The sequence below is a fragment of the Paracoccus subflavus genome, assembly GCF_004310345.1.
GTDB classification, from domain to species: domain Bacteria; phylum Pseudomonadota; class Alphaproteobacteria; order Rhodobacterales; family Rhodobacteraceae; genus Paracoccus; species Paracoccus subflavus.
The window spans coordinates 328,974-351,781 of sequence record NZ_SISK01000001.1 but is presented as its reverse complement, the minus strand read 5'-3'; the positions used below and the strand labels follow the sequence as shown (position 1 = coordinate 351,781).

Sequence of the window (22,808 nt, the reverse complement as noted above, 5' to 3'; positions counted from 1 at the left end):
GCCATGTTCCAGAAAATCCTGATCGCCAACCGGGGCGAGATCGCCTGCCGCGTCATCGACACCGCCCGCAGGCTGGGGGTGCGCACCGTGGCGGTCTTTTCCGACGCCGACCGCGCCGCGCGCCATGTCGCCATGGCGGACGAGGCCGTCCATATCGGTGGCCCGGCCCCCAAGGACAGCTACCTTCGCGGCGACGCGATCATCCGGGCGGCTTTGGACACGGGCGCGCAGGCGATCCATCCGGGATACGGCTTCCTGTCCGAAAACCCTGATTTCGTGGATGCCGTCACGGCGGCGGGGCTGGTCTTTATCGGCCCTTCGGCAAGCGCGATCCGCAAGATGGGTCTCAAGGACGCGGCCAAGGTGCTGATGGCCGAGGCGGGCGTGCCGGTCGTGCCGGGCTATCACGGCAGCGACCAGGATCCGGCGCATCTGGAAGCGGAGGCCACCCAGATCGGCTATCCGGTGCTGATCAAGGCCGTGGCAGGCGGCGGCGGCAAGGGAATGCGCCTTGTCGAACGGCCCGGCGATTTCGCCGCAGCCCTGCAATCGGCGCAGGGCGAGGCCGCGACCGCCTTCGGCAACCCCGCCGTGCTGATCGAGAAATACATCCAGCGGCCCCGCCATATCGAGGTGCAGGTGTTCGGCGACGGCACCGATGCCGTACACCTGTTCGAACGCGACTGTTCGTTGCAGCGCCGCCATCAGAAGGTGATCGAGGAGGCCCCGGCCCCCGGCATGACGCCCGAAATGCGGCAGGCCATGGGAGACGCCGCCGTCCGCGCGGCCGAGGCCATCGGTTACAGCGGGGCAGGGACCATCGAGTTCATCGTGGACGGCAGCCGGGGCCTGCGCCCCGACGGGTTCTGGTTCATGGAGATGAACACCCGGTTGCAAGTCGAACATCCCGTCACCGAAGCGATCACCGGCGTCGATCTGGTGGAATGGCAATTGCGCGTGGCCAGCGGCGAACCTCTGCCCGCCCGCCAGGAGGAACTGTCGATCCGGGGCCATGCCTTCGAGGCCCGGCTTTACGCCGAAGACGTGCCTGCGGGCTTTCTGCCCGCAACCGGGCGCCTGGCCCATCTGCATTTTCCTGAGGGCGCGCGGATCGAAACCGGCGTGCGGCAGGGTGACACGATCAGTCCCTGGTACGATCCCATGATCGCCAAGGTGGTGACATGTGGTCCGACCCGCGCCATCGCCCTGCGGGGTCTGGAGGCCGCCCTTGTCGATACAGAGGTCGCGGGATCCGTCACCAATCTCGATTTCCTGATCGCCCTGACGCGTCACGCGGGGTTCCAGGCGGGCGATGTGGATACGGGCCTGATCGGGCGCGATCTGGACGCGCTTGTCGCGGCGTCCGAGCCCCAGCCTGCCGCCCGCGCCCTTGCGGTGATCGGCCTGGCCGGGCTTGCCGACCCCTCGGTCAAGGGGGGCATGACCCTGTGGCAGCCCCTGCGCCGCACCATCCACTGGCAAGACGGTCATGCCGTGTTGGAGGTGCTTGGCCCCGGTGCGGCCCGCGTGACGCTGGACGACGGCCCGCACGAGGTCCGCTGGCAGGGCGACCGCTGGTGGGTCGATGGCAGCCTGTGCCGACACCGCATCGCCGCCCATGACGGCGGCATCAGCGTCTTTGGCGCCGGCAGCCTGCATCTGGCGCCGCTGGATCCGCTGGACCGTCGGGGCGATGCAGGGGCGGGGGCGGCGCTGACCCTGTCGCCGATGCCGGGCCTGGTGAAGTCGGTGGATGTCAGCGCGGGTCAGGCGGTCAAGGCCGGCGACCGGCTGGCCGTGCTGGAGGCGATGAAGATGGAACACAGCCTGACCGCCGCCCGCGACGGCGTGGTGGCCGAGGTTCTGGCGGCTGCCGGCGATCAGGTCGAGGCCGGCGCCCCCCTGATCCGGCTGGAGGAACAGGATGCCTGACACGCCCCCCGATCCCGTCCCGACCGAGGCCCCGCCGCCCGCCGCAGGGGGACCGGTCACCCATGACAACGGAAAGATCATCCTGTGGCACGTGCCCCTGTCGCGGTCGATGCGGATCCTGTGGTTGCTGAACGAACTGGAACTGCCCTTCGCCCTGCGGGTGATGGACCTGCGCAGCAAGGACATGCGCGGCGCGGAATACGAGGCCATCCATCCGGTCGGCCGCGCGCCTGCCTTGCAGATCGACGGCAACGTGATCCACGAATCCGGCGCCATGGTCGAATATCTGTGCGAAACCCGCGGGCCGCACCTGTGGCGCGCGCCGGGGGCCGAGGGACGCCTGGGCTGGCTCGACTGGCTGCATTTCGCGGAAACCCTTGGCCAGCACATCGCCAACCTGACGCAAAGTCATCTGGTCCTGCGCGATCCCTCGACGCGATCGCCCACGGTGATGAAACTGGAGACGGCGCGGCTAACCCGCGCCCTGTGCCTGGTCGAACAGACGGTCAAGGACCAGGACTGGCTGATGGCCAGCGGCTTTTCGGGCGTGGACTGCGCCGTGGGCTGGTCGGTCTGGACCGCCGGCCGTTTTGTCCGCCTGACCCCAGCGCTTCGGGCCTATGCCGATCGCTGCACCGCGCGCCCGGCCTTTCGGCGCGCGTTGCCGCAGCAGGGCGAGCCGCAGCTTTACGAACGCGATTTCTATGAGCTTCCCGATGCCTGAGACGGTCGAAATCTTCGAGATGGGGCCGCGCGACGGCCTGCAGAACGAAAAGCGGATGATTCCGGCGGCGGACAAGATCGCGCTTGTGGACATGCTGTCGCAGGCGGGCTTTCAGCGGATCGAAGCGACCAGCTTTGTCAGCCCGAAATGGGTGCCGCAGATGGCCGACGCAGCACAGGTGATGGCGGGCATCGCCCGCGCGCCCGGCGTCCGTTATGCCGTGCTGACGCCCAACATGCAGGGTTACGAAGCCGCCAGGGCCGCGCGGGCCAGCGAGGTCGCGGTCTTTGCCAGCGCGTCCCAGGGTTTCAGCCGCGCCAACCTGAACGCGACCATCGCCGAAAGCCTGGACCGGGCAGCTTCCGTCGCGCGGGCGGCGCAGGCGGACGGAATTCCGGTGCGCGGCTATGTCAGCGTGGTGACGGACTGTCCCTTCGACGGCCCGACGCCCCCCGGCCATGTCGCCCGCGTCGCGGCGGCGTTGCGGGATATGGGATGCTATGAAATCAGCCTGGGCGACACCATCGGCCAGGGGCGTCCCGAAACCATCGACTCCATGCTGGCTGCTGTTCTGGACGAACTGCCGGCGGCACGGCTGGCGGGGCATTACCACGACACGGCGGGCCGTGCGCTGGACAATATCGACACTAGCCTGGCGCGCGGGCTGCGCGTCTTTGACGCAGCCGTCGGGGGACTGGGCGGCTGCCCCTATGCGCCTGGCGCGGCGGGCAATGTCGCCACCGAAAAGGTCGCCGCGCATCTGACGGCGCGGGGGTTCGCCCATGGCCTGGACATGGCGGTCATCGAACAGGCCGCCGCCTTTGCGCACAGCCTGAGGGGGACGGCCCATGTTTGAGACGATCCGCATCGACACCGACGGACGCGGCGTGGCGACCCTGTGGCTGGCCCGCCCCGACAAGCATAACGCCCTGTCCCAGCGGATGATGGAGGAATTGACCGAGGCCGCAGCCCGCCTTGGCACAGACCCCGCCGTGCGCGTCGTCGTGCTGGCGGGCGATGGCGCCAGCTTCTGCGCGGGCGGCGACCTGGGCTGGATGCGCGCGCAGATGGAGGCCGATGCAGACACCCGGCGCACCGGCGCGCGGGTGCTGGCGGGGATGCTGTCGGCGCTGAACCTGCTGCCGAAGCCGCTGATCGCCCGGGTCCACGGCAATGCCTTTGGCGGCGGCGTCGGCATGATGGCCGTGGCCGACATCGCCATCGCCGCCAACACCGCGACATTCGGCCTGACCGAGGTAAAGCTGGGCCTGATCCCCGCCACCATCGGCCCCTATGTCCTGGCCCGCATGGGCGAGGACAAGGCCCGCCGCGTGTTCTTCTCGGCCCGGCTGTTCGGCGCGGATGAGGCGGTGGGGCTGAACCTTGCCGCCCGCAGCGTCGCCTTGGACGATCTGGATGCGGCGGTCGAATCCGAAGTGGCGCCGTTCCTGATGGCCGCCCCCGGCGCCGTGGCCGCCGCCAAGGCGCAATGCCGCGCCCTTGGCCCGCGCATCGACCAGGCCGTCATCGACGACAGCATCGACCGCCTGGTCGCCGTCTGGGAGGGCGGCGAGGCATCCGAGGGGATCGCCGCCTTCTTCGATAGGCGCAAGCCGCGCTGGCAGGTCTGATCCGCTTCCGCTATTGCAGGCCGGAACAGCGGGGGCGGCAGGCATGGATGTCAGGATACTTGATCCGCGTATTCTCGATTGGGGAATCCCGGACTATCAGACGCCGGGATCGGCGGCGGTCGATCTGTTCGCCTGCATCGACGCGCCCCTGGACATCGCGCCGCAGGCCCCGGCGGTCCTTATCGGCGCCGGGATCGCCCTGTCCTTTGACGATTTTTCCTGTGCCGGGCTGATCCTCCCCCGATCCGGGCAGGGCCACAGGCGCGGCTTGGTGCTGGGCAATTCCACCGGGCTGATCGACCCCGATTATACGGGCGAGATCCTGATCAGCACCTGGAACCGCAACCCCGCCGGATCGCCCCCCTTGACCATCCAGCCCGGCGAGCGGATTGCCCAGATGATCTTCGTTCCCGTCGTGCGGCCCCGTTTTGGCGTCGTTCAGGCATTCAGCCGTTCGACCGAACGGGCGGCGGGCGGTTTCGGCTCGACCGGGGCCTAGGGAATGGCCGGCGTCTTTCTTTTGCTGATGATCGCGGCGGGTGGCTGGGTATTCGGCCTGCGCCGCCGCCTGATTCTGGGGGCACTGACCGCGGCATGGGGGTTGATCGAACTTGCCCATCTGCTGTCGCCCCGGTTGGGCGCGGTCTTCGGCGGCTCGGCACAGGGGTGGCTGGTCGCAGGCGGGGCGGCGGCGGCGGTTCTCGTCTATCGCGCTGTCCTGGCACGGTTGCGGGCCCGTGCGGCACCCGATCAGCCCGCGGCCCCTGCTGACCGAGGTTTGGCCGACGCCGAACTGGACCGTTATGCCCGCCACCTGGTGCTGCGGGAAATCGGCGGCCCCGGACAGATGCGGCTGCGCGATGCGCAGGTGCTGGTCGTGGGTACAGGCGGCCTGGGCGCGCCGGTCTGCCTGTATCTGGCCGCCGCCGGGGTCGGACGGATCACGCTGGCCGACGACGACACGGTCAGCCTGTCGAACCTGCAGCGCCAGGTGATCTTTCGCAGCGACCAGCGGGGCGAGGCCAAGGCCGACGCCGCTGCCGCCGCCATGCGCGCCCTCAATCCCCATGTGCAGGTAACGCCCCTGCCGCGCCGGATCACCGATGCCGATGCGGACCTGATCGGGCAGCACGATCTGGTGCTGGACGGCACCGACAGCTTTGCCGCGCGGGATGCGATCAACCGGGCCTGTGTCGCGGCCGGCGTGCCGCTGATCGCGGGGGCCATCGCCCAGTGGGAAGGCCAGGTCGCGCTGTATGATCCGGCGCGGGGCGGGCCGTGCCTGACCTGCCTGTTTCCCGCCGCCCCGGCCCCCGGTCTGGCGCCCCCCTGCGCCGAGGCGGGGGTGATCGGACCGTTGCCCGGCGTTGTCGGCAGCCTGATGGCCTTGGAGGCGATCAAGCACCTGGCCGGCATTTCGGACTCGGGTGCGGGGCAGGGGCTGCGCGGCCGGATGCTGATCTTTGACGGGCTTTATGGCGAAAGCCGCATGATCGGCACGGCACGGCGCGGCGATTGCCCCGTTTGCGGATCGGGACTGGAAGGCGGCCCGCAGGCATCATAGGGTTGCGCCAACCAAGGAGGCGCCATGAATCCCGAACTCACCCGCTGGACCGGCCCCGAGGGGCTGCCGCGTTTCGACCGGATCGAGGATCACGACCTTGCCCCCGCCTTCGAACGCGAACTGGCCACCGCCGAAGCCGCGATGGAGGCGATTGCCGCCAATCCCGAACAGCCGACCTTCGCCAACACCGTCGCCACCCTGGAAACGGCCGAGGACGGGCTGAACCGCGTCCTGTCGATCTTCTATACCCTGGCCAGCGTCGATTCGAACCCCGCGAGAGAGGCGCTGCAACGCGACTTTGCCCCCCGGCTTGCCGCTTATAACAGCAAGACGGGCATGGACCCGCGTCTGTTCGCGCGCGTCAAGGCGGTCGCCGACACCGCCGACAGCCTGCCGCCCGACGATCGCCGCATCACCGAACTGGCCTTGCGCGGCCTGACCCGATCCGGGGCTGGGCTGGACGCCGCCGCCCGCGACCGCATGGCCGAGATCCGCGCCCGGATGGCCGTGCTGACCACGCAGTTTTCCCAGAATGTCCTGGCGGATGAACGCGATTACGTCCTGCCCGTCCCCGACGACCGGCTGGCGGGCCTGCCCGACTGGCTGCTGGGGTCCATGCGCGCGGCGGCGCGCGAGCGCGGGCTGACGGGCCAGATCGTCACGCTGTCGCGGTCGCTGATCGTGCCGTTCCTGGAACATGCAGGCGACCGCGCCCTGCGCGAGGTTGCCTTCCGGGCCTGGGCCGCGCGCGGATCGGGGCAGGGCGCGGGCGGGCAGGCCACGAACAACCTGCCCTTGGTCGCGGAAATCCTGGCGCTGCGCCACGAACGCGCGCGCCTGCTGGGATACGCCGATTTCGCCGCCTACAAGCTGGAGCCGGAAATGGCAGGCGATGCCGACCGCGTGGCCGGTCTGCTGGAACAGGTCTGGGAACCCGCCAGCCGGCGCGTGGCCGAGGACGAGGCGAAACTGACCGCCCTGCTGCGCGACGACGGCATCAACGATGTCCTGCAGCCGTGGGACTGGCGGCTCTATGCCGAGCGCCTGCGACGGCGCGAACACGATTTCGACGCCGATCAGGTCAAGCCCTATCTGACGCTGGACGCGATGCTGGGGGCCATGATGGACGTCGCGCACCGGCTGTTCGGGCTGGAGTTCCAGCCCTTCGACGCCCCCCTGTGGTCGCCCGATGCCCGTGCCTGGCGGATCACCCGGAACGGGCAGCTGATGGCGATTTTTGTGGGTGATTATTTCGCCCGGCCGTCGAAACGGTCGGGGGCCTGGTGTTCGTCCCTGCAGGTCCAGCACAAGATCGGCGCGGGCCAGAGGCCCATCGTCGTCAATGTCTGCAACTTCACCCCGCCCGAGGCACCCGGTGCGCCCGCCTTTCTGTCCTGGGACGATGCGCGGACGCTGTTTCACGAATTCGGCCATGCGACGCATCACATCCTATCGGACGTGACCTGGCCGTCGATTTCCGGCACGGCGGTGGCGCAGGATTTCGTAGAACTGCCCAGCCAGCTTTACGAACACTGGCTGGAACAGCCTGCCGTGCTGGACGCCCATGCCCGCCATCACCAGACGGGCGAACCGCTTCCCCCGGGTTTGCGCGACCGGCTGCTGGCGGCGGGCAAGGCGAATGCGGGGTTTTCCACGACCGAATACCTGGAAAGCGCGCTTGTCGATCTGGCCTTTCACCGAGGCGATCCGCCGGCCGATCCGATGGCCGCGCAGTCGCGCATCCTGGCATCCCTGGATGCCCCGCAGGCCGTCCCGATGCGCCATGCCACGCCGCATTTCAGCCACGTCTTCAGCGGCGACAGCTATGCCAGCGGCTATTACAGCTATCTGTGGTCCGAGGTGATGGACGCCGACGCCTTTGCGGCCTTCACCGAAACCGGCGACATCTTCGATCCGGTCACGGCGCGGCGGCTGGAGAACGCGATCCTGTCGCGCGGCGGGTCGGCCCCGGCGGACCAGCTCTGGCTGGCGTTCCGCGATCGGATGCCGGGGGTCGATGCGCTGTTGCGCGGGCGGGGACTGGCCTGAACGGTCAGTCCTTGACCTCATCCGGGTCCACCCCCCAGATCGCAGATTTGGGCACCCAGCCGCGCTGACCTCCGCCCGAAATGCGGCACCAGCCGGGATTGCATTCCCCCAGCCGCACGATCGCCCCCATTTCGGCCCGGGCGACGATATCGGCATCGGGGTGGGGACGGGTGCGCAGTTCCAGCATGTCCTGGGTCACCAGGGCGGTGCGGACGCCCGACAGAAGGGCGTAATGCACCCAGCCGCCCGCGCCGTCCTTGTCCTCGACCCGGCGCCAGTGACCGAACTCGGCCACGACCCGCAGGGGCATTCCGGGGTGGCGGAAAACCCAGTCGATGCGATGCGACAGGCTGGGACCGCGCCGGGCATTGCCCTCGGACCCCTTGAGGCTGACGTAACGCGGCAAGGGCAGGTTGGTGACGGCGCCGCGGACCATGCCATCGGCTGCGGCCTGCGTTCTGACGATCCGGGCGTCGGCAGACAGGGGCACTCCGGCCGTCTGCGCCATGGCCAGATGGGCCGTGGCAACCAGAACGGCTGCGGCGCCACCAGAAATTGTCGGTATTCTCATGTCCTGTCCGTTTCTGCCCGACCGTCGTTGCGGCGGTTCTCCTGCCCCCCGATCGGGGCCGAAAGCATCCCCGTTGGGTCTTGTGCCTGTGTCATGACGCGGGCAGTTTGCCAAAAGCGGCGGCCCATGAAAAGCCCGCCGCGACATGGCATCGAGAAAGTGAGGCCACCATGCACAGCCCGCGGCCCCATCGCCAGAAACTGCGTGTCGTCCTGACGCGCCGTCTGCCCCTGCCGGTCGAGGCGCGCATGGCCGAACAGTTCGACTTGGTAGCCCGCGACACGGACGAGCGACTGACCCAGGAAGAGCTTCTGGCCGCGATGCGGGGGGCGGACGTGCTGGTGCCGACGCTGACCGACCACATCAATGCCGCGATGCTGGCCGAGGCGGGCAACCGGCTGCAACTGATCGCGAATTACGGGGCGGGAATCGACCATATCGATATTCTGGCGGCGCGGCAGCGCGGCGTTCTGGTAACGAACACCCCGGGCGTCGTGACCGAAGATACCGCCGACATGACCCTGGCGCTGATCTTGGCCGTCACCCGCCGCATCCCCGAGGGTCTGGCCGAGATGCAGGCCGGGCGCTGGCGCGGCTGGTCGCCCACCGCCCATCTGGGCGGGCGCCTGGGCGGCCGGCACCTGGGCATCCTGGGGATGGGCCGGATCGGGCAGGCCGTGGCGCGCCGGGCCAATGCCTTCGGGATGCACGTCCATTATCACAATCGCCGCCGCCTGCCGTCCGAGATCGAATCCGCGCTGAATGCGACCTGGTGGGAAAACCTCGACCAGATGCTGCGCCGGGTGGACATCGTCAGCGTGAACGCCCCGCATACGCCATCCACCTATCACCTGCTGAACGCCCGCCGGCTGAAGATGCTCAGGCCCACGGCGGTGGTGGTGAACACATCGCGCGGCGAGGTGATCGACGAAAACGCCCTGACCCGAATGCTGCGGGCGGGCGAGATCGCCGGGGCAGGCCTTGACGTGTTCGAACACGGGCACGAGATCAACCCCCGCCTGCGCCAGTTGCCGAACGTGGTCCTGCTGCCACATATGGGCAGCGCCACCGTCGAAGGCCGGATCGAGATGGGCGAAAAGGTGATCTTCAACATCAGGACCTTTGCCGACGGCTATCCTCCCCCGGATCTGATCGTGCCCAGCATGTTGTGATCGCCGCGACATCGGAAAGGAAAACCCCTCTCATGAACGCACCCCCCGTCGGGATCGAGGCGCGTTGGGCCGTGTCCGCGCTGTTCTTTGCCAACGGTCTGGTTGTCGGCGGCTGGGCGCCCAAGCTGCCCGCGATGATGGCGCGGCTGGGCATCGGCGAATCGACCGCCGGGCTGCTGGTGCTGGCGCTTGGGGTGGGGTCCATCTGTCTGATGCCGGTCTTTGGCGCGCTGGTGGCGCGGCGCGGATCGGCCCACGCCGCCAGGCTGGCGGCGGTGCTGTTCGCGCCCAGCCTGATTTGGATATCCCTGGCCCCGTCGGTCTGGACCGTCGCGGCGGCCGTGCTGCTGTTCGGGGGCCTGATCGGGGGCATGGATGTGGCGATGAACGCCAATGCCGTGGCGGTCGAACGCGCCCGGCGCCGGGCCATCATGTCGTCCTGCCACGGGTTCTGGTCCCTTGGCGGGGTCGCCGGGGCCGGGGCCGGCGGAATGCTGATCCAGACCCTGGGCGAGACGGGCCATGCCGTGCTGGTCACGCTGGCCGTCGCGGCGATCCTAGCCTGGGCCTTGCCGCGCCTGCTGCGCGATCCGCCCGGCGCGGAACATGTTCATCAGCCGTTGCGCCTGCCGCGCAGGCCGCTGCCCTATCTGATCGGGCTGATGGCCCTTGCCTCGATGATCCCCGAGGGCGCCATCCTTGATTGGGCCGCCGTCTATCTTCAGCGCGAGATGGGCGCCCCCCTGTCGCTGGCGGGATGGGGCTTTGCGGCCTGCGCGGCAACGATGGCCGTGATGCGGTTTCTGGGCGACGGCCTCCGCCGCCGTCTGGGCGCGGTCAGGACGCTGCGCCTCAGCAGCGTCCTTGCCATGGCGGGTCTGGCGCTGGCGGGGCTTGCACCCTCGGCGGCGGTGGCGATCGCGGGGTTCGCCGTGGCCGGGATCGGCATCGCCAACATGGTGCCCATCGCCTTTTCCGCGGCGGGCAATCTGCCGGGCCTTGCGCAGGGGATCGGACTGTCGGTGGTGACGACGATGGGCTATTCCGGCATCCTGCTGGCCCCCGGAACCATCGGTTTCCTGGCCGAGGGGATGAGTTTCTCGACCATCTTCATTGGCCTGTCGCTGCTTCTTCTGATTCCGCTGCTGCTGTCACGGCTGGCAAGCAACGCCGATTTCGAGGGCGGCGGCTAGGGGCGCGCCACCGGCCGCTCAGCGGTACACGTGGTCGTCCCCCGGAAAGCTGCGGTCGCGGACCGCCGCCGCATAGTCGGCAATGGCCCGGTCGGCCTGCGCCCCCAGATCCGCGAAGCGGCGAACAAAGCGGGGCGCCCGTGCCGTCTGCCCCAGCATGTCGTCCAGCACCAGAATCTGCCCGTCGCAACGGGCCGAGGCGCCGATGCCGATGGTCGGGACCGAAACCGCGTCGGTCAGGCGGACCGCCAGGGGCTCGACGACGCCTTCGACCACGATGGAGAACGCCCCCGCCTCGGCCACATCGACGGCATCCTGCAGGTGCCGGGACCAGGTGTCCGTTTCGCGCCCCTGGGTCTTGAAGCCGCCAAGGGTGTGGGTGGCCTGCGGCAGCAGACCCACATGCCCCATCACGGGAATGCCGCGTTCGGTCAGGAACCGGATGGTGGGGGCCATGCGGCTGCCCCCTTCCAGCTTGACCGCGCCCGCACCGGTTTCGCCCATGATGCGGGCGGCGTTTCGGAAGGCCTGCTCGGGGCCTTCCTCGTAGCTGCCAAAGGGCATGTCCACCACCACCATCGCCCGCCGGCTGCCGCGCACGACGGCCTGGCCGTGCAGGATCATCATCTCGACCGTGACGCCGATGGTCGAAGGCAGGCCGTGAACCACCATGCCCAGGCTGTCGCCCACCAGGATCAGGTCGGCATGGGCATCGACCAGTTCCGCCATGGGCGCGGTATAGGCCGTCAGGGCCACGACCGGTGTATCGCCCTTGCGGGAGGCGATTTGGGGCGCGGTGACGCGCTTGATGCGGGTTTCAACGGACATTCATTTCTCCCTTCGGAACGGCAACACGCTGGTCGATCAGCAGCACATCCCCGAAACGGACGGCCAACAGGATCACCACCGGACGGCGAATGGCGCCGACGCGCGACAGGTCGGCGGCATCGCGGATGTCGATCGAGCGAATCTGGCCCAGAGGTTCGGTCCTGATGATGCGCCGCAGCTCGGCCCTGACGGCGGGCAGGTTCGCCCCATCGGCGATCATCTGCGCCGCGCGATCCAGGGCACGGTTCAACACCGGGGCGGCTGCACGCTCGGCGGGCGAGAGGCGGCGGTTGCGCGAGGACATCGCCAAACCATCGGGTTCCCTGACCGTGGGCACGGGCAGGATTTCGACCGGCATGTCCAGGTCCGCGACCATTTGCCGGATCACGGCAAGCTGCTGATAGTCCTTTTCGCCGAACGCGGCCGCATCGGGCTGAACGATGTTGAACAGCTTTGTCACCACGGTCGCCACCCCCCGGAAATGGCCGGGGCGCAAGCGTCCCATCAATATCCGCGACAGGCCCGTGACCTCGACCACCGTCTGTGCGCCGGGGCGATAGATGTCGGCGACGGTCGGTAGGAACACCGCGTCGCAGCCCGCCTGCCGCAAAAGAACAAGGTCGTTTTCCTCGTCCCGCGGATAGGTTGCCAGATCCTCGTTCGGGCCGAACTGCGTGGGGTTCACGAAGATCGACGCGACCACCCGCCCTCCGCCCCCTGCGTCCAGCCATGTGCGGGCATGGGCCACAAGCGACAGGTGTCCGGCATGCAGGGCGCCCATGGTGGGCACCAGGGCAATGCGGCCTGCCTGACCGCGCCAGTCGCGCATCGCCTGCTTGTCGCGGCAAATCTGCATCCGTCCCCCATTCCCCGGTGGCGCGACCCTAAGGTAACGGCACAGATTCGCACAAGTGCTGCGTCGCAGCATGTCGTTTTTGGCCATTTTAGGTCGGGCCCATCGACACGCCGTTTTCAGACCATGTCAGTAACAGGCAGCAACAGGCCAATGGAGTCGCGCGGAAATGAAGTCGCATGTGAAGGTTCTGGTCGTCGGGGGCGGCGCGGTCGGCTGCGGCATCGCGCTGCATCTGGCCCGCGCCGGATGGGAGACGATGCTGGTCGAGCGCGACGAGCTGACGGCGGGGTCCACCTGGCACGCGGCGGGGCTGTTGCCGCTGTTCAACATGAACTATGCGACAACCCATATCCACGACTATTCCGTCAGGCTCTATGCGGAACTCGAGGCGCAGACCGGGCTGAACGCGGGCTTTACCCGCTGCGGCAACCTGCGGATGGCCCAGACCGACGAACGGATGGACGAATACATGCTGTATTCCGCCACCGCCGAGACGGTAGGCATCGAGCATCAGTTCCTGACCCCCGCCCAGATCAGGGATCGCTGGCCGCTGGTCCGGACCGAGGATCTGCGGGGCGCGCTGTTCCATCCGACCGACGGCTATATCAACCCCGCCGACGTGACGCAGGCCATGGCCAAGGGTGCGCGCATGGCCGGCGCCACGATCGAGCGCAAGATCCAGGTCAACGGCTACCGATGGACCGGCGGCGAATGGATCGTTTCCTGCGAGAAGCTGGCCGAGAAAGGCGGCAATCTGGTGGGGTCGGGCGAAACGTTCGAAATCCGGGCAGAACATGTCGTGACCGCCACCGGCAACCACGCACAGCGCACCGCCCGCCTGTTGGGCATCAGGATCCCCGCGATCCCGGTCGAGCACCAGTACATCGTCACCGAACCCGACCCGGCCCTGGTGAAATGGCGGGCCGAGGGCAACCCGGAACACCCGGTCCTGCGCGATGCCGACGCCAAGTGGTATGTCCGCGAGGAGCGCGGCGGCTGGATCCTTGGCCCCTATGAACGGAACGCCCCGGCACGGTTCCTGTACGACGTGCCCGAAACCTTTCGCGCCGACCTGTTCCCGCTGGATCTGGAACGGATCGAGGAAGAATACATGTCGATGATCCATCGCCTTCCGACCTCGGAGACGGCGGGGCTCAAGGACGACTACAACGGCCCGATCTGCTATACGCCCGACGGGAACCCGCTGGTCGGCCCGGCACCCGGTCTGCGCAACATGTGGCTGGCCGAGGGCTTCAGTTTCGGCATCACGGCGGCGGGGGGCGTCGGCCATTACCTGACGCAGATAATGGTCGGGGGCGAGGCCGAGATCGACATGGCATCGCTGGACCCGCGCCGCTTCGGCGGCTGGATGACCACCGAATATGCCGCCCGCAAGAACGAGGAAGCCTACGAACACGTCTTCATCCTGCACCACCCCGATGAGGAACGGCCCGCCTGCCGGCCGCTGCGCACCTCTCCGGCCTATGACCGGCAGAAGGCGCGGGGGGCGCAGTTCGGGCAGGTGAACGGCTGGGAACGCCCGAACTACTATGGCCCCGAAGGTTTCGACGACCACGCCGCGCGCAGCTTTCGGCGCGGCGGCTGGTGGCAGTATGCCAGGGCCGAGGCCGAGGCTGTCCGCCATGCGGCGGGCCTGATCGACGCCACCGCCTTTGCCAAGCACATGGTCACGGGGCCGGGGGCGACGGCCTTCCTCGACTGGCTGACCACAAACAGGCTGCCCAAGGTCGGCCGCATCAACCTGACCTATGCCTTGACCGATGCGGGCACCACGCGGACCGAATACACCATCGTCCGTCTGGCCGAGAACGACTATTACCTTGTGTCCGCAGGCGCCTGGGCGGCCTATGACGGCGATCACCTGGTCAAGTCGGCCGAGGATTTCATGGCCTTGGCCGGCGAACACGTCGGCATCCAGGACGTGACGACCCAGTGGGGCGTCTTTGCCCTTGCAGGTCCGGCATCCCGCGACATCCTGGCCAGGATGATCCGTGACGCGCAGCCCGAAACGGCGCTGTCGAACAAGCGTTTTCCCTGGCTGTCGGCCAGGCGGATCGAACTGGGCATGGTGCCGGTGAACGCGATCCGCGTGGCCTATACCGGCGAACTGGGTTGGGAACTGCATCACCCGATCGAGATGCAGAACCATCTGTTCGACCGCCTGATGGAAGCCGGAGAGCCGCTGGGCATGAAGCTGGTGGGCGCGCGGGCGCAGAACTGGCTGCGGCAGGAAAAATCCTATCGCGCCTTCGGCACCGAACTGGGCCGCGACGCCACCCCGCTGGAGGCCGGGCTGGACCGCTTTGTCGATCTGTCCAAGGATTTCCGGGGCAAGGCGGCGATGCAGGACAAGGGCATCCGGTCGATCTGCGTGACGCTGCTGATCGACGGCCCGCAGGACGCCGATCCCTGGGGGCGCGAAGGGATCTTTCTGGAGGGGGAAAAGGTCGGGCGCCTCACCTCGGGCGGGTATTCGGCGGCCTTCGGCAAGCAAATCGGCATGGGCTATGTCCGCCCCGATCTGGCCGCGCCCGGCACCAAGCTGAAAGTCCGCATGTTCCGCGAGTTCTGGAATGCCGAGGTGACGGAAGACAGTCCCTACGATCCGCAGAACGCGCGCATTCGCGTCGATGGATAACCGCGGCGCCTGATCGTCAGTCGATAATCAGGCGCAAGGCATCCACCAAGGCCGAGGTGGCGACCTGCGTGTCTGACGGGCGCGGCCTGTCCAGGTTCAGGGCCGCATAGCCGTGGGTCAGCGACCAGACGGCGGTTTCGACCGCAACCGCGGGCCGGCCGTCCACGAAGGGCGCGCACAATTCCTTGATCAGAAGATAGCTGCCCAATGCCGTATGCAGCAGATCGGGATCGCTGGCAGCAAGCTGATCGAACATCAACTGGAACAAACCGGTGCGCATTCCTGCAAAGCGGACATAGGCATCGGCGACCGTGGACAGCCGCTGGAACGGCGGGGCGTCGGCAGGCACCGCATCGCGGGCGGCCATCAGATGCTGTTGAAATTGCTGAAAGCCACGGATCGCCATAGCCGTCTTAAGACCCGGCAATCCACCGAAGTGATGGGCAGGCGCCGCATGGGAAACCCCTGCCCGTGCCGCAATGCGCCGCAGCGACAACGCCTCGGTTCCATCCTCGTCCAGCAGGGCGATGCCGGCCTGGACCAGGGCCTCTGGTAAGTTGCCACGTGTGGGCATGGCCGCCTCATCTTATCTTGACATTGTAAACCCTCTGGGCGAACTCTGCGATGCCCAGCAGTGTCACGGTAGGCTGGTGAGAAAAACGCGCTTGTTGCGTTTTTCAGGGTTAATAAGTGTGGGTCCGTTCGCTCACGGCTCTGGCCTGGGTTCTTGATTTTTCTTTTTAACGAGGATCGGGCCAGGGTTGGAATTCAACGATAGCCCGATTTTGCATCGTGCGCAATATTTTGTCTGCACATTTTGCGATTGCGCAAAAAAAAGCCGGGCCGAAGCCCGGTTTTTTGATTGGAGCGGGCGATGAGATTCGAACTCACGACCCTAACCTTGGCAAGGTTATGCTCTACCCCTGAGCTACGCCCGCATCCGTTCCATTGGCCTGCCATGCAGCATGTCGCCTTTGGTAGGCGGTGATTTATGGGACCGGACCGGGGGGTGCAAGAGGAAAAGTTGCCTGCCCGCCACTTTTCGGCAAAGGCCCTTCGGGGCCGCTTTTCCGTCGTCCTGCCGCTTGGCCATTGAGGGTCCGGCGGCGCGCCGGGGAATGGGCCCCGGACTTCCGACGGCAGACCTTTCCAGACGGTTCACTCGGCCGCGCGCACCCGCGCGGGCCGCAGCATCGGCGCCAGATAGCGGCCGGTATGGCTTTCGCCGACCTTGGCCACGTCCTCGGGGGTGCCGACGGCCACGATGCGCCCGCCGCCATCGCCGCCTTCGGGACCGATATCGATGATCCAGTCGGCGGTCTTGATGACATCCAGGTTGTGTTCGATGACCACGACCGTGTTGCCCTGATCGACCAGCCGGTGCAGCACCTCCAGCAGCTTGCGCACGTCCTCGAAATGCAGGCCCGTCGTCGGTTCGTCCAGGATGTACAGCGTCTTGCCGGTGGACTGGCGCGACAGTTCCTTGGCCAGCTTGACCCGCTGCGCCTCGCCGCCCGACAGGGTGGTGGCCTGCTGGCCGACCTTGACGTAACCCAGCCCCACCTCCATCAGCGCGTCCATCTTGTTGCGGATGGCGGGCACGGCGGAAAAGAAGCCCTGCGCATCCTCGACCGTCATGTCCAGAACGTCGGCGATGGACTTGCCCTTGAACTGGACCTCCAGCGTTTCGCGGTTGTAGCGCTTGCCCTTGCAGGTCTCGCAGGTGACGTAGACGTCAGGCAGGAAGTGCATTTCGATCTTGATGACGCCGTCGCCCTGGCAGGCCTCGCAGCGCCCGCCCTTGACGTTGAAGCTGAAGCGGCCCGGCTTGTAGCCGCGCGCCTTGGATTCGGGCAGACCCGCATACCAGTCGCGGATCGGCGTATAGGCACCGGTATAGGTGGCCGGGTTGCTGCGTGGCGTGCGGCCGATGGGCCGCTGGTCGATGTCGATCACCTTGTCCAGATGTTCCAGCCCCTTGATCGTCTCGCAGGGCGCGGGGGTCTGGCGGGCGCCGTTCAGGCGCAGGCTGGCGGTCTTGAACAGGGTTTCAATGGTCAGGGTGGACTTGCCGCCGCCCGACACGCCGGTCACGCAGACGAACTTGCCCAGCGGGAATTCCGCCGTCACCTCCTTGAGGTTGTTGCCGGTGGCCTTGACCACCTTGACCGCCTTGCCGTTGCCCTTGCGGCGTTCGTCGTTCACCGCGATTTCGCGCGCCCCGGACAGGTATTGCCCGGTCAGACTGGCCGGATCGGCGGCGATCTGGTCGGGCGTGCCCTGGCTGACGACCGTGCCGCCATGCACGCCCGCCCCCGGTCCCATGTCGAAGACATAATCGGCATGGCGGATCGCATCTTCGTCATGTTCGACCACGATCACCGAATTGCCCTGGTCGCGCAGGCCCTTGAGCGTGTCCAGCAACCGGTCGTTGTCGCGCTGGTGCAGGCCGATAGAGGGTTCGTCCAGCACATACAGCACGCCGGTCAGCCCGCTGCCGATCTGGGACGCCAGCCGAATACGCTGGCTTTCGCCGCCTGACAGCGTGCCTGCCGCGCGGCTCAGCGTCAGGTAATCCAGCCCGACATTGACCAGGAAACCCAGCCGTTCGCGGATTTCCTTGAGGATCGCCTGGGCGATCTCGTTCTTTTGCCTGGACAGATGCTGCGGCGCGGCCTGGACCCAGGCCAGGGCCTCCTTGATCGACAGTTCCACCACCTCGCCGATGTGGTTGCCGGCGATCTTGACCGCCAGGGCCTCGGGCTTGAGACGATAGCCGTGGCAGGTGCCGCAGGGGCGGTTGTTCTGGTAACGCTCGAACTCCTCGCGGACCCACTGGCTGTCGGATTCGCGCAGGCGGCGTTCCATGTTCGGGATCACGCCCTCGAACACCCGGGTGACGTTATAGACCCGGCCCGCATCGTCGAACCGGAACGCGATCTCCTCGGCGCCCGATCCGTGCAGGAACATGCGCTGCACGTCGTCGGGCAGGTCTTTCCACGGCGTCTTCTTGTCGAACCCATAATGCTTGGCCAAGGCATTGACCGTCTGGGTCAGATAGGCCGACTTCGACTTGGCCCAGGGGGCGATGGCGCCCTTGTCCACGGACAGCGCCGCATCGGGCACGACCAGCCGTTCGTCAAAGAACAGTTCAACCCCCAGCCCGTCGCAGGCGGGGCAGGCGCCAAAGGGCGCGTTGAAGGAAAACAGCCGGGGTTCGATTTCCGGGATGGTGAATCCGCTGACGGGACAGGCAAATTTTTCGCTGAACGTGGTCCGTTCCGGGTCATCGGCCGCCGTTTCGACGATGGCGATGCCGTCGGCCAGATCCAGGGCGGTGCGCAGCGAATCGGCCAGCCGGGTTTCCAGTCCCTCGCGCACGACGATGCGGTCCACCACCACGTCGATGTCGTGGCGGAACTTCTTGTCGAGGGTCGGCGGCTCGTCCAGTTCGTGGAACTGGCCGTTCACCTTGACCCGCTGGAAGCCCTGCTTGCGAAGCTCCAGGAACTCTTTCCTGTATTCGCCCTTGCGGTCCCGCACGATGGGAGCCAGCAGATAGGCGCGCGTGCCCTCGGGCATCTCCATGATGCGGTCCACCATGTCCTGGACCTGCTGCGCCTCGATCGGCAGGCCGGTGGCGGGGGAATAGGGCGTCCCCGCGCGGGCGAACAGCAGCCGCAGATAGTCATAGATTTCCGTGACCGTGCCAACGGTTGACCGGGGGTTCTTGGAGGTGGTCTTTTGCTCGATGCTGATGGCGGGCGACAGGCCGGTGATGTGGTCCACATCGGGCTTGCCCATCATGTCCAGGAACTGCCGCGCATAGGCCGACAGGCTTTCGACATAGCGGCGCTGTCCCTCGGCATAGATCGTGTCGAAGGCAAGCGAGGACTTGCCGCTGCCCGACAGCCCGGTGATGACCACCAGCTTGTCGCGCGGGATGTCCATGTCCACGCCCTTGAGGTTATGCTCGCGCGCGCCGCGAACCTCGATGAACTTCTGTTCCATGATCTGTCCCTGGCCGACCAAGCGCATCAGATAGTGGCATCGGGTCAAAAAGCAACCGCTGAATGGGAACATTAACCGAACAAGACCCTGCGTAAACCTTTTGTTGCAGTCGGACCACCGTGGCGCTTGCGCTGCGCTGCGGCATCGCTAGTCTCTCGCGCAATTGCGAAAAGGGGACCGCGATGTTTCAGAAGATCCTTGTTGCCAACCGTGGCGAGATTGCGATCCGTGTGATGCGGGCGGCGAACGAGTTGGGCAAGCAGACCGTCGCGGTCTATGCCGAGGAGGACAAGCTGGGCCTGCACCGCTTCAAGGCGGACGAGGCCTACCGGATCGGCGAGGGGCTGGGGCCGGTCGCGGCCTATCTGTCGATCCCGGAAATCATCCGGGTCGCCCGCGAAAGCGGCGCGGACGCGATCCATCCCGGCTATGGCCTTCTGTCGGAAAACCCCGATTTCGTGGATGCCTGCAAGGCCGCGGGGATCACATTCATCGGCCCGCGCGCCGACACGATGCGCGCGCTTGGCGACAAGGCGTCGGCGCGGCGCGTGGCGATCGAGGCGGGCGTGCCGGTGATCCCCGCGACCGAGGTTCTGGGCGAGGATTTCGAGGCGATCAAGGCCGAGGCTGCCGAAATCGGCTATCCGCTGATGCTCAAGGCATCCTGGGGCGGCGGAGGGCGCGGGATGCGCCCGATCAACGGGCCGGACGAGCTGATCGACAAGGTGCGCGAAGGCCGCCGCGAGGCCGAGGCGGCGTTCGGCAATGGCGAGGGCTATCTGGAAAAGATGATCCTGCGCGCCCGCCACGTCGAGGTGCAGCTGCTGGGCGACACGCAGGGGGGCCTGTATCACCTTTACGAACGCGACTGCACCGTGCAGCGCCGCAACCAGAAGGTCGTCGAACGCGCGCCCGCGCCCTATCTGTCTGATGCGCAGCGCGCCGAGGTCTGCGAACTGGCGCTGAGGATCGGCCGCGCGGTGGGCTATCAGAACGCCGGCACCGTCGAGTTCCTGATGGATATGGACAACCAGCAGTTCTATTTCATCGAGGTGAACCCGCGCGTCCAGGTCGAACACACCGTGACCGAGGAAGTCACCGGCATCGACATCGTCCAGTCGCAGATCCGCATCGCCGAGGGCGCAACCCTGGCCGAGGCGACGGGCGTGCCCAGCCAGGACCAGATCACGCTGTCGGGCCACGCGCTGCAATGCCGCGTGACGACCGAGGATCCGCTGAACAACTTCATCCCCGACTATGGCCGGATCACCGCCTATCGCAGCGCCACCGGCAACGGCATCCGGCTGGACGGCGGCACGGCCTATTCGGGGGGGGTCATCACCCGCTATTACGATTCACTGCTGGTCAAGGTCACCGCCTGGGCGCAGACGCCCGAAGGGGCGATCCGGCGGATGGACCGCGCGCTGCGCGAATTCCGGGTGCGCGGGGTCAGCACGAATATCGACTTCGTGATCAACCTGCTCAAGCACCCGACCTTTCTGGACGACACCTATACGACAAAGTTCATCGACACGACGCCGGACCTGTTCGTTTTCGACAAGAAACAGGACCGGGCCACCAAGATCCTGACCTATCTGGCCGATATCAGCGTGAACGGGCACCCCGAGACGGCGGGTCGCCCCATGCCGCCCGCCCAGGCCCGCCCGCCGGTCCCGCCCGCGCCGAAGGGTGAGCCGGCGCCGGGCACGCGGCAACTGCTGGAGGAGAAGGGCGCGCAGGCGGTGGCCGACTGGATGGCCGCCCAGACACGATTGCTGATCACCGACACCACCATGCGCGACGGGCACCAGTCGCTGCTGGCGACCCGGATGCGGTCGATCGACATGATCCGCGTGGCGCCGAGCTATGCCGCGAACCTGCCCGGTCTGTTCAGCGTCGAATGCTGGGGGGGCGCGACCTTCGACGTGGCCTATCGATTCCTGCAGGAATGCCCCTGGCAGCGGCTGCGCGACATCCGCGCGCGGATGCCCAACCTGATGACGCAGATGCTGCTGCGCGCCTCGAACGGGGTGGGTTATACCAACTATCCCGACAACGTGGTCCAGTCCTTCGTGCACCAGGCGGCCCGGACCGGCGTGGACGTCTTTCGTGTCTTCGACAGTCTGAACTGGGTCGAGAACATGCGCGTCGCCATGGATGCGGTCATCGAGACCGGCAAGATCTGCGAAGGCACCGTCTGCTATACCGGCGACATGCTGAACCCCGACCGGGCGAAATACGACCTGGCCTATTACCTGCGCACCGCCAGGGAACTGCGGGATGCGGGCGCGCATGTGCTGGGCGTCAAGGACATGGCCGGTCTGTTGAAACCGGCCGCCGCGCGTATCCTGATCCGGGCGCTGAAAGAGGACGTCGGCCTGCCGATCCATTTCCACACCCATGACACCAGCGGCATGGGAGGAGCCACCATCCTGGCCGCGGCCGAGGCCGGGGTGGACGCGGTCGATTGCGCCATGGACGCCCTGTCGGGCAATACCAGCCAGCCGACCCTGGGTTCCATTGTCGAGGCCCTGTCGGGGACCGATCGCGACACCGGTCTCGACATCGCGGCGATCCGGTCGATCAGCAACTATTGGGAACGCGTCCGCGAAAATTACGCGGCCTTCGAATCGGGGCTTCAGGCCCCCGCGTCCGAGGTTTACCTCCACGAGATGCCGGGCGGGCAGTTTACCAACCTCAAGGCGCAGGCGCGCAGCATGGGGCTGGAGGATCGCTGGCACGAGGTGGCGCAGGCCTATGCCGATGTGAACCGGATGTTCGGCGACATCGTCAAGGTCACGCCCAGTTCCAAGGTGGTGGGCGACATGGCGCTGATGATGGTGGCGCAGGGACTGACGCCCGAGCAGGTGATGGATCCGGCGACCGAGGTCAGCTTCCCCGACAGCGTCGTGGACATGATGAAGGGCAACCTGGGCCAGCCCCCCGGCGGCTGGCCCGAGGCGATCCAGAGAAAGGTCCTGAAGGGCGAGGCGCCCATCACCGACCGTCCCGGCGCGCATCTGCCCCCCGTGGATCTGGAGGCCGCGCGCCAGAAGCTGTCGGCCGATCTGGGCGTCGCCATCGACGACGAGGATCTGAACGGCTGGCTGATGTATCCCAAGGTCTTTTCCGACTACATGGCCCGGCACGACATCTATGGCCCGGTGCGCACCTTGCCCACGAGGAACTTCTTCTACGGGATGGAGCCGGGCGACGAGATCAGCGTCGAGATCGATCCCGGCAAGACGCTGGAGGTCCGCTTTCTGACCATCGGCGAAACCAATGACAAGGGCGAGGTCAAGGCGTTCTTCGAACTGAACGGCCAGCCCCGCCAGGTCCGGGTGCCGAACCGCAAGGCCGGTGGGGGCGCGGCGGCCCGGCCCAAGGCGGACCCGTCGAATGCGGGCCATGTCGGCGCGCCGATGCCGGGCGTGGTGGCCTCGGTCGCGGCCACGGCAGGCGCCAAGGTCCACCAGGGCGACCTGCTCTTGACCATCGAGGCGATGAAGATGGAAACCGGCCTGCACGCCGACCGCGACGGCACCATCAAGGCCATCCACGTCCGCCCCGGCGAACAGATCGACGCCAAGGATCTGCTGGTCGAAATCGAATGACGCC

The 22,808-nt window shown here is 67.2% G+C and carries 16 protein-coding genes and 1 tRNA gene; 11 read left to right on the top strand and 6 right to left on the bottom strand.

The window, feature by feature from the left end; translation table 11 throughout:
* Positions 1-3 precede the first annotated feature (3 nt).
* From EYE42_RS01770 to EYE42_RS01740, 7 genes are read left to right on the top strand one after another with little or no spacing between them, the layout of a single operon-like run.
* On the top strand, positions 4-1,932 hold the full coding sequence (locus EYE42_RS01770; protein ID WP_130989582.1) for an acetyl-CoA carboxylase biotin carboxylase subunit: 1,929 nt from the start codon (positions 4-6) through the stop codon (positions 1,930-1,932).
* Positions 1,925-2,656, top strand: a complete 732-nt coding sequence (locus EYE42_RS01765; RefSeq protein WP_130989581.1) for a glutathione S-transferase family protein — start codon at positions 1,925-1,927, stop codon at positions 2,654-2,656. Before EYE42_RS01770 ends, EYE42_RS01765 begins: the two co-directional genes overlap by 8 nt.
* On the top strand, positions 2,649-3,512 hold the full coding sequence (locus tag EYE42_RS01760) for a hydroxymethylglutaryl-CoA lyase (protein ID WP_130989580.1): 864 nt from the start codon (positions 2,649-2,651) through the stop codon (positions 3,510-3,512). The genes EYE42_RS01765 and EYE42_RS01760 overlap by 8 nt, the downstream gene beginning before the upstream one ends.
* A complete protein-coding gene (locus EYE42_RS01755; RefSeq protein ID WP_130989579.1) occupies positions 3,505-4,287 on the top strand; it encodes a crotonase/enoyl-CoA hydratase family protein in 783 nt (260 codons plus the stop codon). The genes EYE42_RS01760 and EYE42_RS01755 overlap by 8 nt, the downstream gene beginning before the upstream one ends.
* A gap of 43 nt (positions 4,288-4,330) precedes the next feature.
* Complete coding sequence (gene dut / locus EYE42_RS01750; protein ID WP_130989578.1) at positions 4,331-4,786, top strand: dUTP diphosphatase; 456 nt, start codon at positions 4,331-4,333, stop codon at positions 4,784-4,786.
* 3 nt (positions 4,787-4,789) lie between these two features.
* Positions 4,790-5,851, top strand: a complete 1,062-nt coding sequence (locus tag EYE42_RS01745; protein WP_130989577.1) for a HesA/MoeB/ThiF family protein — start codon at positions 4,790-4,792, stop codon at positions 5,849-5,851.
* 24 nt (positions 5,852-5,875) lie between these two features.
* Positions 5,876-7,900 carry a M3 family metallopeptidase gene (locus tag EYE42_RS01740; RefSeq protein WP_130989576.1) on the top strand — a complete coding sequence of 675 codons (2,025 nt, stop codon included), beginning with the start codon at positions 5,876-5,878 and terminating at the stop codon, positions 7,898-7,900.
* Between the two features lie 4 nt (positions 7,901-7,904).
* Here EYE42_RS01740 and EYE42_RS01735 read toward each other — a convergent pair whose 3' ends face one another.
* Entirely contained in the window at positions 7,905-8,471 is a 567-nt protein-coding gene (locus EYE42_RS01735) for an SH3 domain-containing protein (protein ID WP_130989575.1), read from the bottom strand.
* 170 nt (positions 8,472-8,641) lie between these two features.
* Here EYE42_RS01735 and EYE42_RS01730 point away from each other — a divergent pair, with 170 nt between their 5' ends.
* Together EYE42_RS01730 and EYE42_RS01725 are read left to right on the top strand one after the other, a co-directional pair.
* Positions 8,642-9,643 (top strand): 2-hydroxyacid dehydrogenase, encoded by a 1,002-nt coding sequence (locus tag EYE42_RS01730; protein WP_130989574.1) that lies wholly within the window; start codon positions 8,642-8,644, stop codon positions 9,641-9,643.
* Positions 9,644-9,675: 32 nt separating this feature from the next.
* On the top strand, positions 9,676-10,836 hold the full coding sequence (locus EYE42_RS01725) for an MFS transporter (protein ID WP_130989573.1): 1,161 nt from the start codon (positions 9,676-9,678) through the stop codon (positions 10,834-10,836).
* 18 nt (positions 10,837-10,854) lie between these two features.
* Here EYE42_RS01725 and panB read toward each other — a convergent pair whose 3' ends face one another.
* Both panB and panC read right to left on the bottom strand, forming a co-directional pair.
* Positions 10,855-11,664: a 3-methyl-2-oxobutanoate hydroxymethyltransferase gene (gene panB, locus EYE42_RS01720; protein ID WP_130989572.1), complete on the bottom strand. Its 810-nt coding sequence runs from the start codon at positions 11,662-11,664 to the stop codon at positions 10,855-10,857.
* On the bottom strand, positions 11,654-12,520 hold the full coding sequence (panC, locus tag EYE42_RS01715) for a pantoate--beta-alanine ligase (protein ID WP_130989571.1): 867 nt from the start codon (positions 12,518-12,520) through the stop codon (positions 11,654-11,656). The genes panB and panC overlap by 11 nt, the downstream gene beginning before the upstream one ends.
* 166 nt (positions 12,521-12,686) lie before the next feature.
* On the opposite strand from panC, the gene EYE42_RS01710 reads away from it, so the two are divergent.
* Positions 12,687-15,179: a GcvT family protein gene (locus EYE42_RS01710; protein ID WP_130989570.1), complete on the top strand. Its 2,493-nt coding sequence runs from the start codon at positions 12,687-12,689 to the stop codon at positions 15,177-15,179.
* Between the two features lie 16 nt (positions 15,180-15,195).
* On the opposite strand, the gene EYE42_RS01705 is transcribed toward EYE42_RS01710, so the two are convergent.
* The 3 genes from EYE42_RS01705 to uvrA form a co-directional block, all read right to left on the bottom strand.
* On the bottom strand, positions 15,196-15,753 hold the full coding sequence (locus EYE42_RS01705) for a TetR/AcrR family transcriptional regulator (protein WP_130989569.1): 558 nt from the start codon (positions 15,751-15,753) through the stop codon (positions 15,196-15,198).
* A gap of 289 nt (positions 15,754-16,042) precedes the next feature.
* Positions 16,043-16,117, bottom strand: a tRNA-Gly gene (locus tag EYE42_RS01700).
* Between the two features lie 220 nt (positions 16,118-16,337).
* Positions 16,338-19,193 (bottom strand): excinuclease ABC subunit UvrA, encoded by a 2,856-nt coding sequence (gene uvrA, locus EYE42_RS01695; protein ID WP_130989833.1) that lies wholly within the window; start codon positions 19,191-19,193, stop codon positions 16,338-16,340.
* Positions 19,194-19,372: 179 nt separating this feature from the next.
* Between uvrA and pyc the strand changes: the two genes are divergently transcribed.
* Entirely contained in the window at positions 19,373-22,804 is a 3,432-nt protein-coding gene (pyc, locus tag EYE42_RS01690; RefSeq protein ID WP_130989568.1) for a pyruvate carboxylase, read from the top strand.
* Positions 22,805-22,808 lie beyond the last annotated feature (4 nt).

Excerpts from the sequence above, each read along its gene's own strand:
- panC (WP_130989571.1), bottom strand. The coding sequence starts at position 12,520 with ATGCAGATTTGCCGCGACAAGCAGGCGATGCGCGACTGGCGCGGTCAG.
- EYE42_RS01755 (WP_130989579.1), top strand. The coding sequence starts at position 3,505 with ATGTTTGAGACGATCCGCATCGACACCGACGGACGCGGCGTGGCGACC.
- EYE42_RS01745 (WP_130989577.1), top strand. The coding sequence starts at position 4,790 with ATGGCCGGCGTCTTTCTTTTGCTGATGATCGCGGCGGGTGGCTGGGTA.
- EYE42_RS01735 (WP_130989575.1), bottom strand. The coding sequence starts at position 8,471 with ATGAGAATACCGACAATTTCTGGTGGCGCCGCAGCCGTTCTGGTTGCC.
- EYE42_RS01705 (WP_130989569.1), bottom strand. The coding sequence starts at position 15,753 with ATGCCCACACGTGGCAACTTACCAGAGGCCCTGGTCCAGGCCGGCATC.
- EYE42_RS01725 (WP_130989573.1), top strand. The coding sequence starts at position 9,676 with ATGAACGCACCCCCCGTCGGGATCGAGGCGCGTTGGGCCGTGTCCGCG.
- dut (WP_130989578.1), top strand. The coding sequence starts at position 4,331 with ATGGATGTCAGGATACTTGATCCGCGTATTCTCGATTGGGGAATCCCG.
- EYE42_RS01760 (WP_130989580.1), top strand. The coding sequence starts at position 2,649 with ATGCCTGAGACGGTCGAAATCTTCGAGATGGGGCCGCGCGACGGCCTG.
- EYE42_RS01710 (WP_130989570.1), top strand. The coding sequence starts at position 12,687 with ATGAAGTCGCATGTGAAGGTTCTGGTCGTCGGGGGCGGCGCGGTCGGC.
- EYE42_RS01740 (WP_130989576.1), top strand. The coding sequence starts at position 5,876 with ATGAATCCCGAACTCACCCGCTGGACCGGCCCCGAGGGGCTGCCGCGT.
- EYE42_RS01765 (WP_130989581.1), top strand. The coding sequence starts at position 1,925 with ATGCCTGACACGCCCCCCGATCCCGTCCCGACCGAGGCCCCGCCGCCC.
- EYE42_RS01770 (WP_130989582.1), top strand. The coding sequence starts at position 4 with ATGTTCCAGAAAATCCTGATCGCCAACCGGGGCGAGATCGCCTGCCGC.
- EYE42_RS01730 (WP_130989574.1), top strand. The coding sequence starts at position 8,642 with ATGCACAGCCCGCGGCCCCATCGCCAGAAACTGCGTGTCGTCCTGACG.
- pyc (WP_130989568.1), top strand. The coding sequence starts at position 19,373 with ATGTTTCAGAAGATCCTTGTTGCCAACCGTGGCGAGATTGCGATCCGT.
- panB (WP_130989572.1), bottom strand. The coding sequence starts at position 11,664 with ATGTCCGTTGAAACCCGCATCAAGCGCGTCACCGCGCCCCAAATCGCC.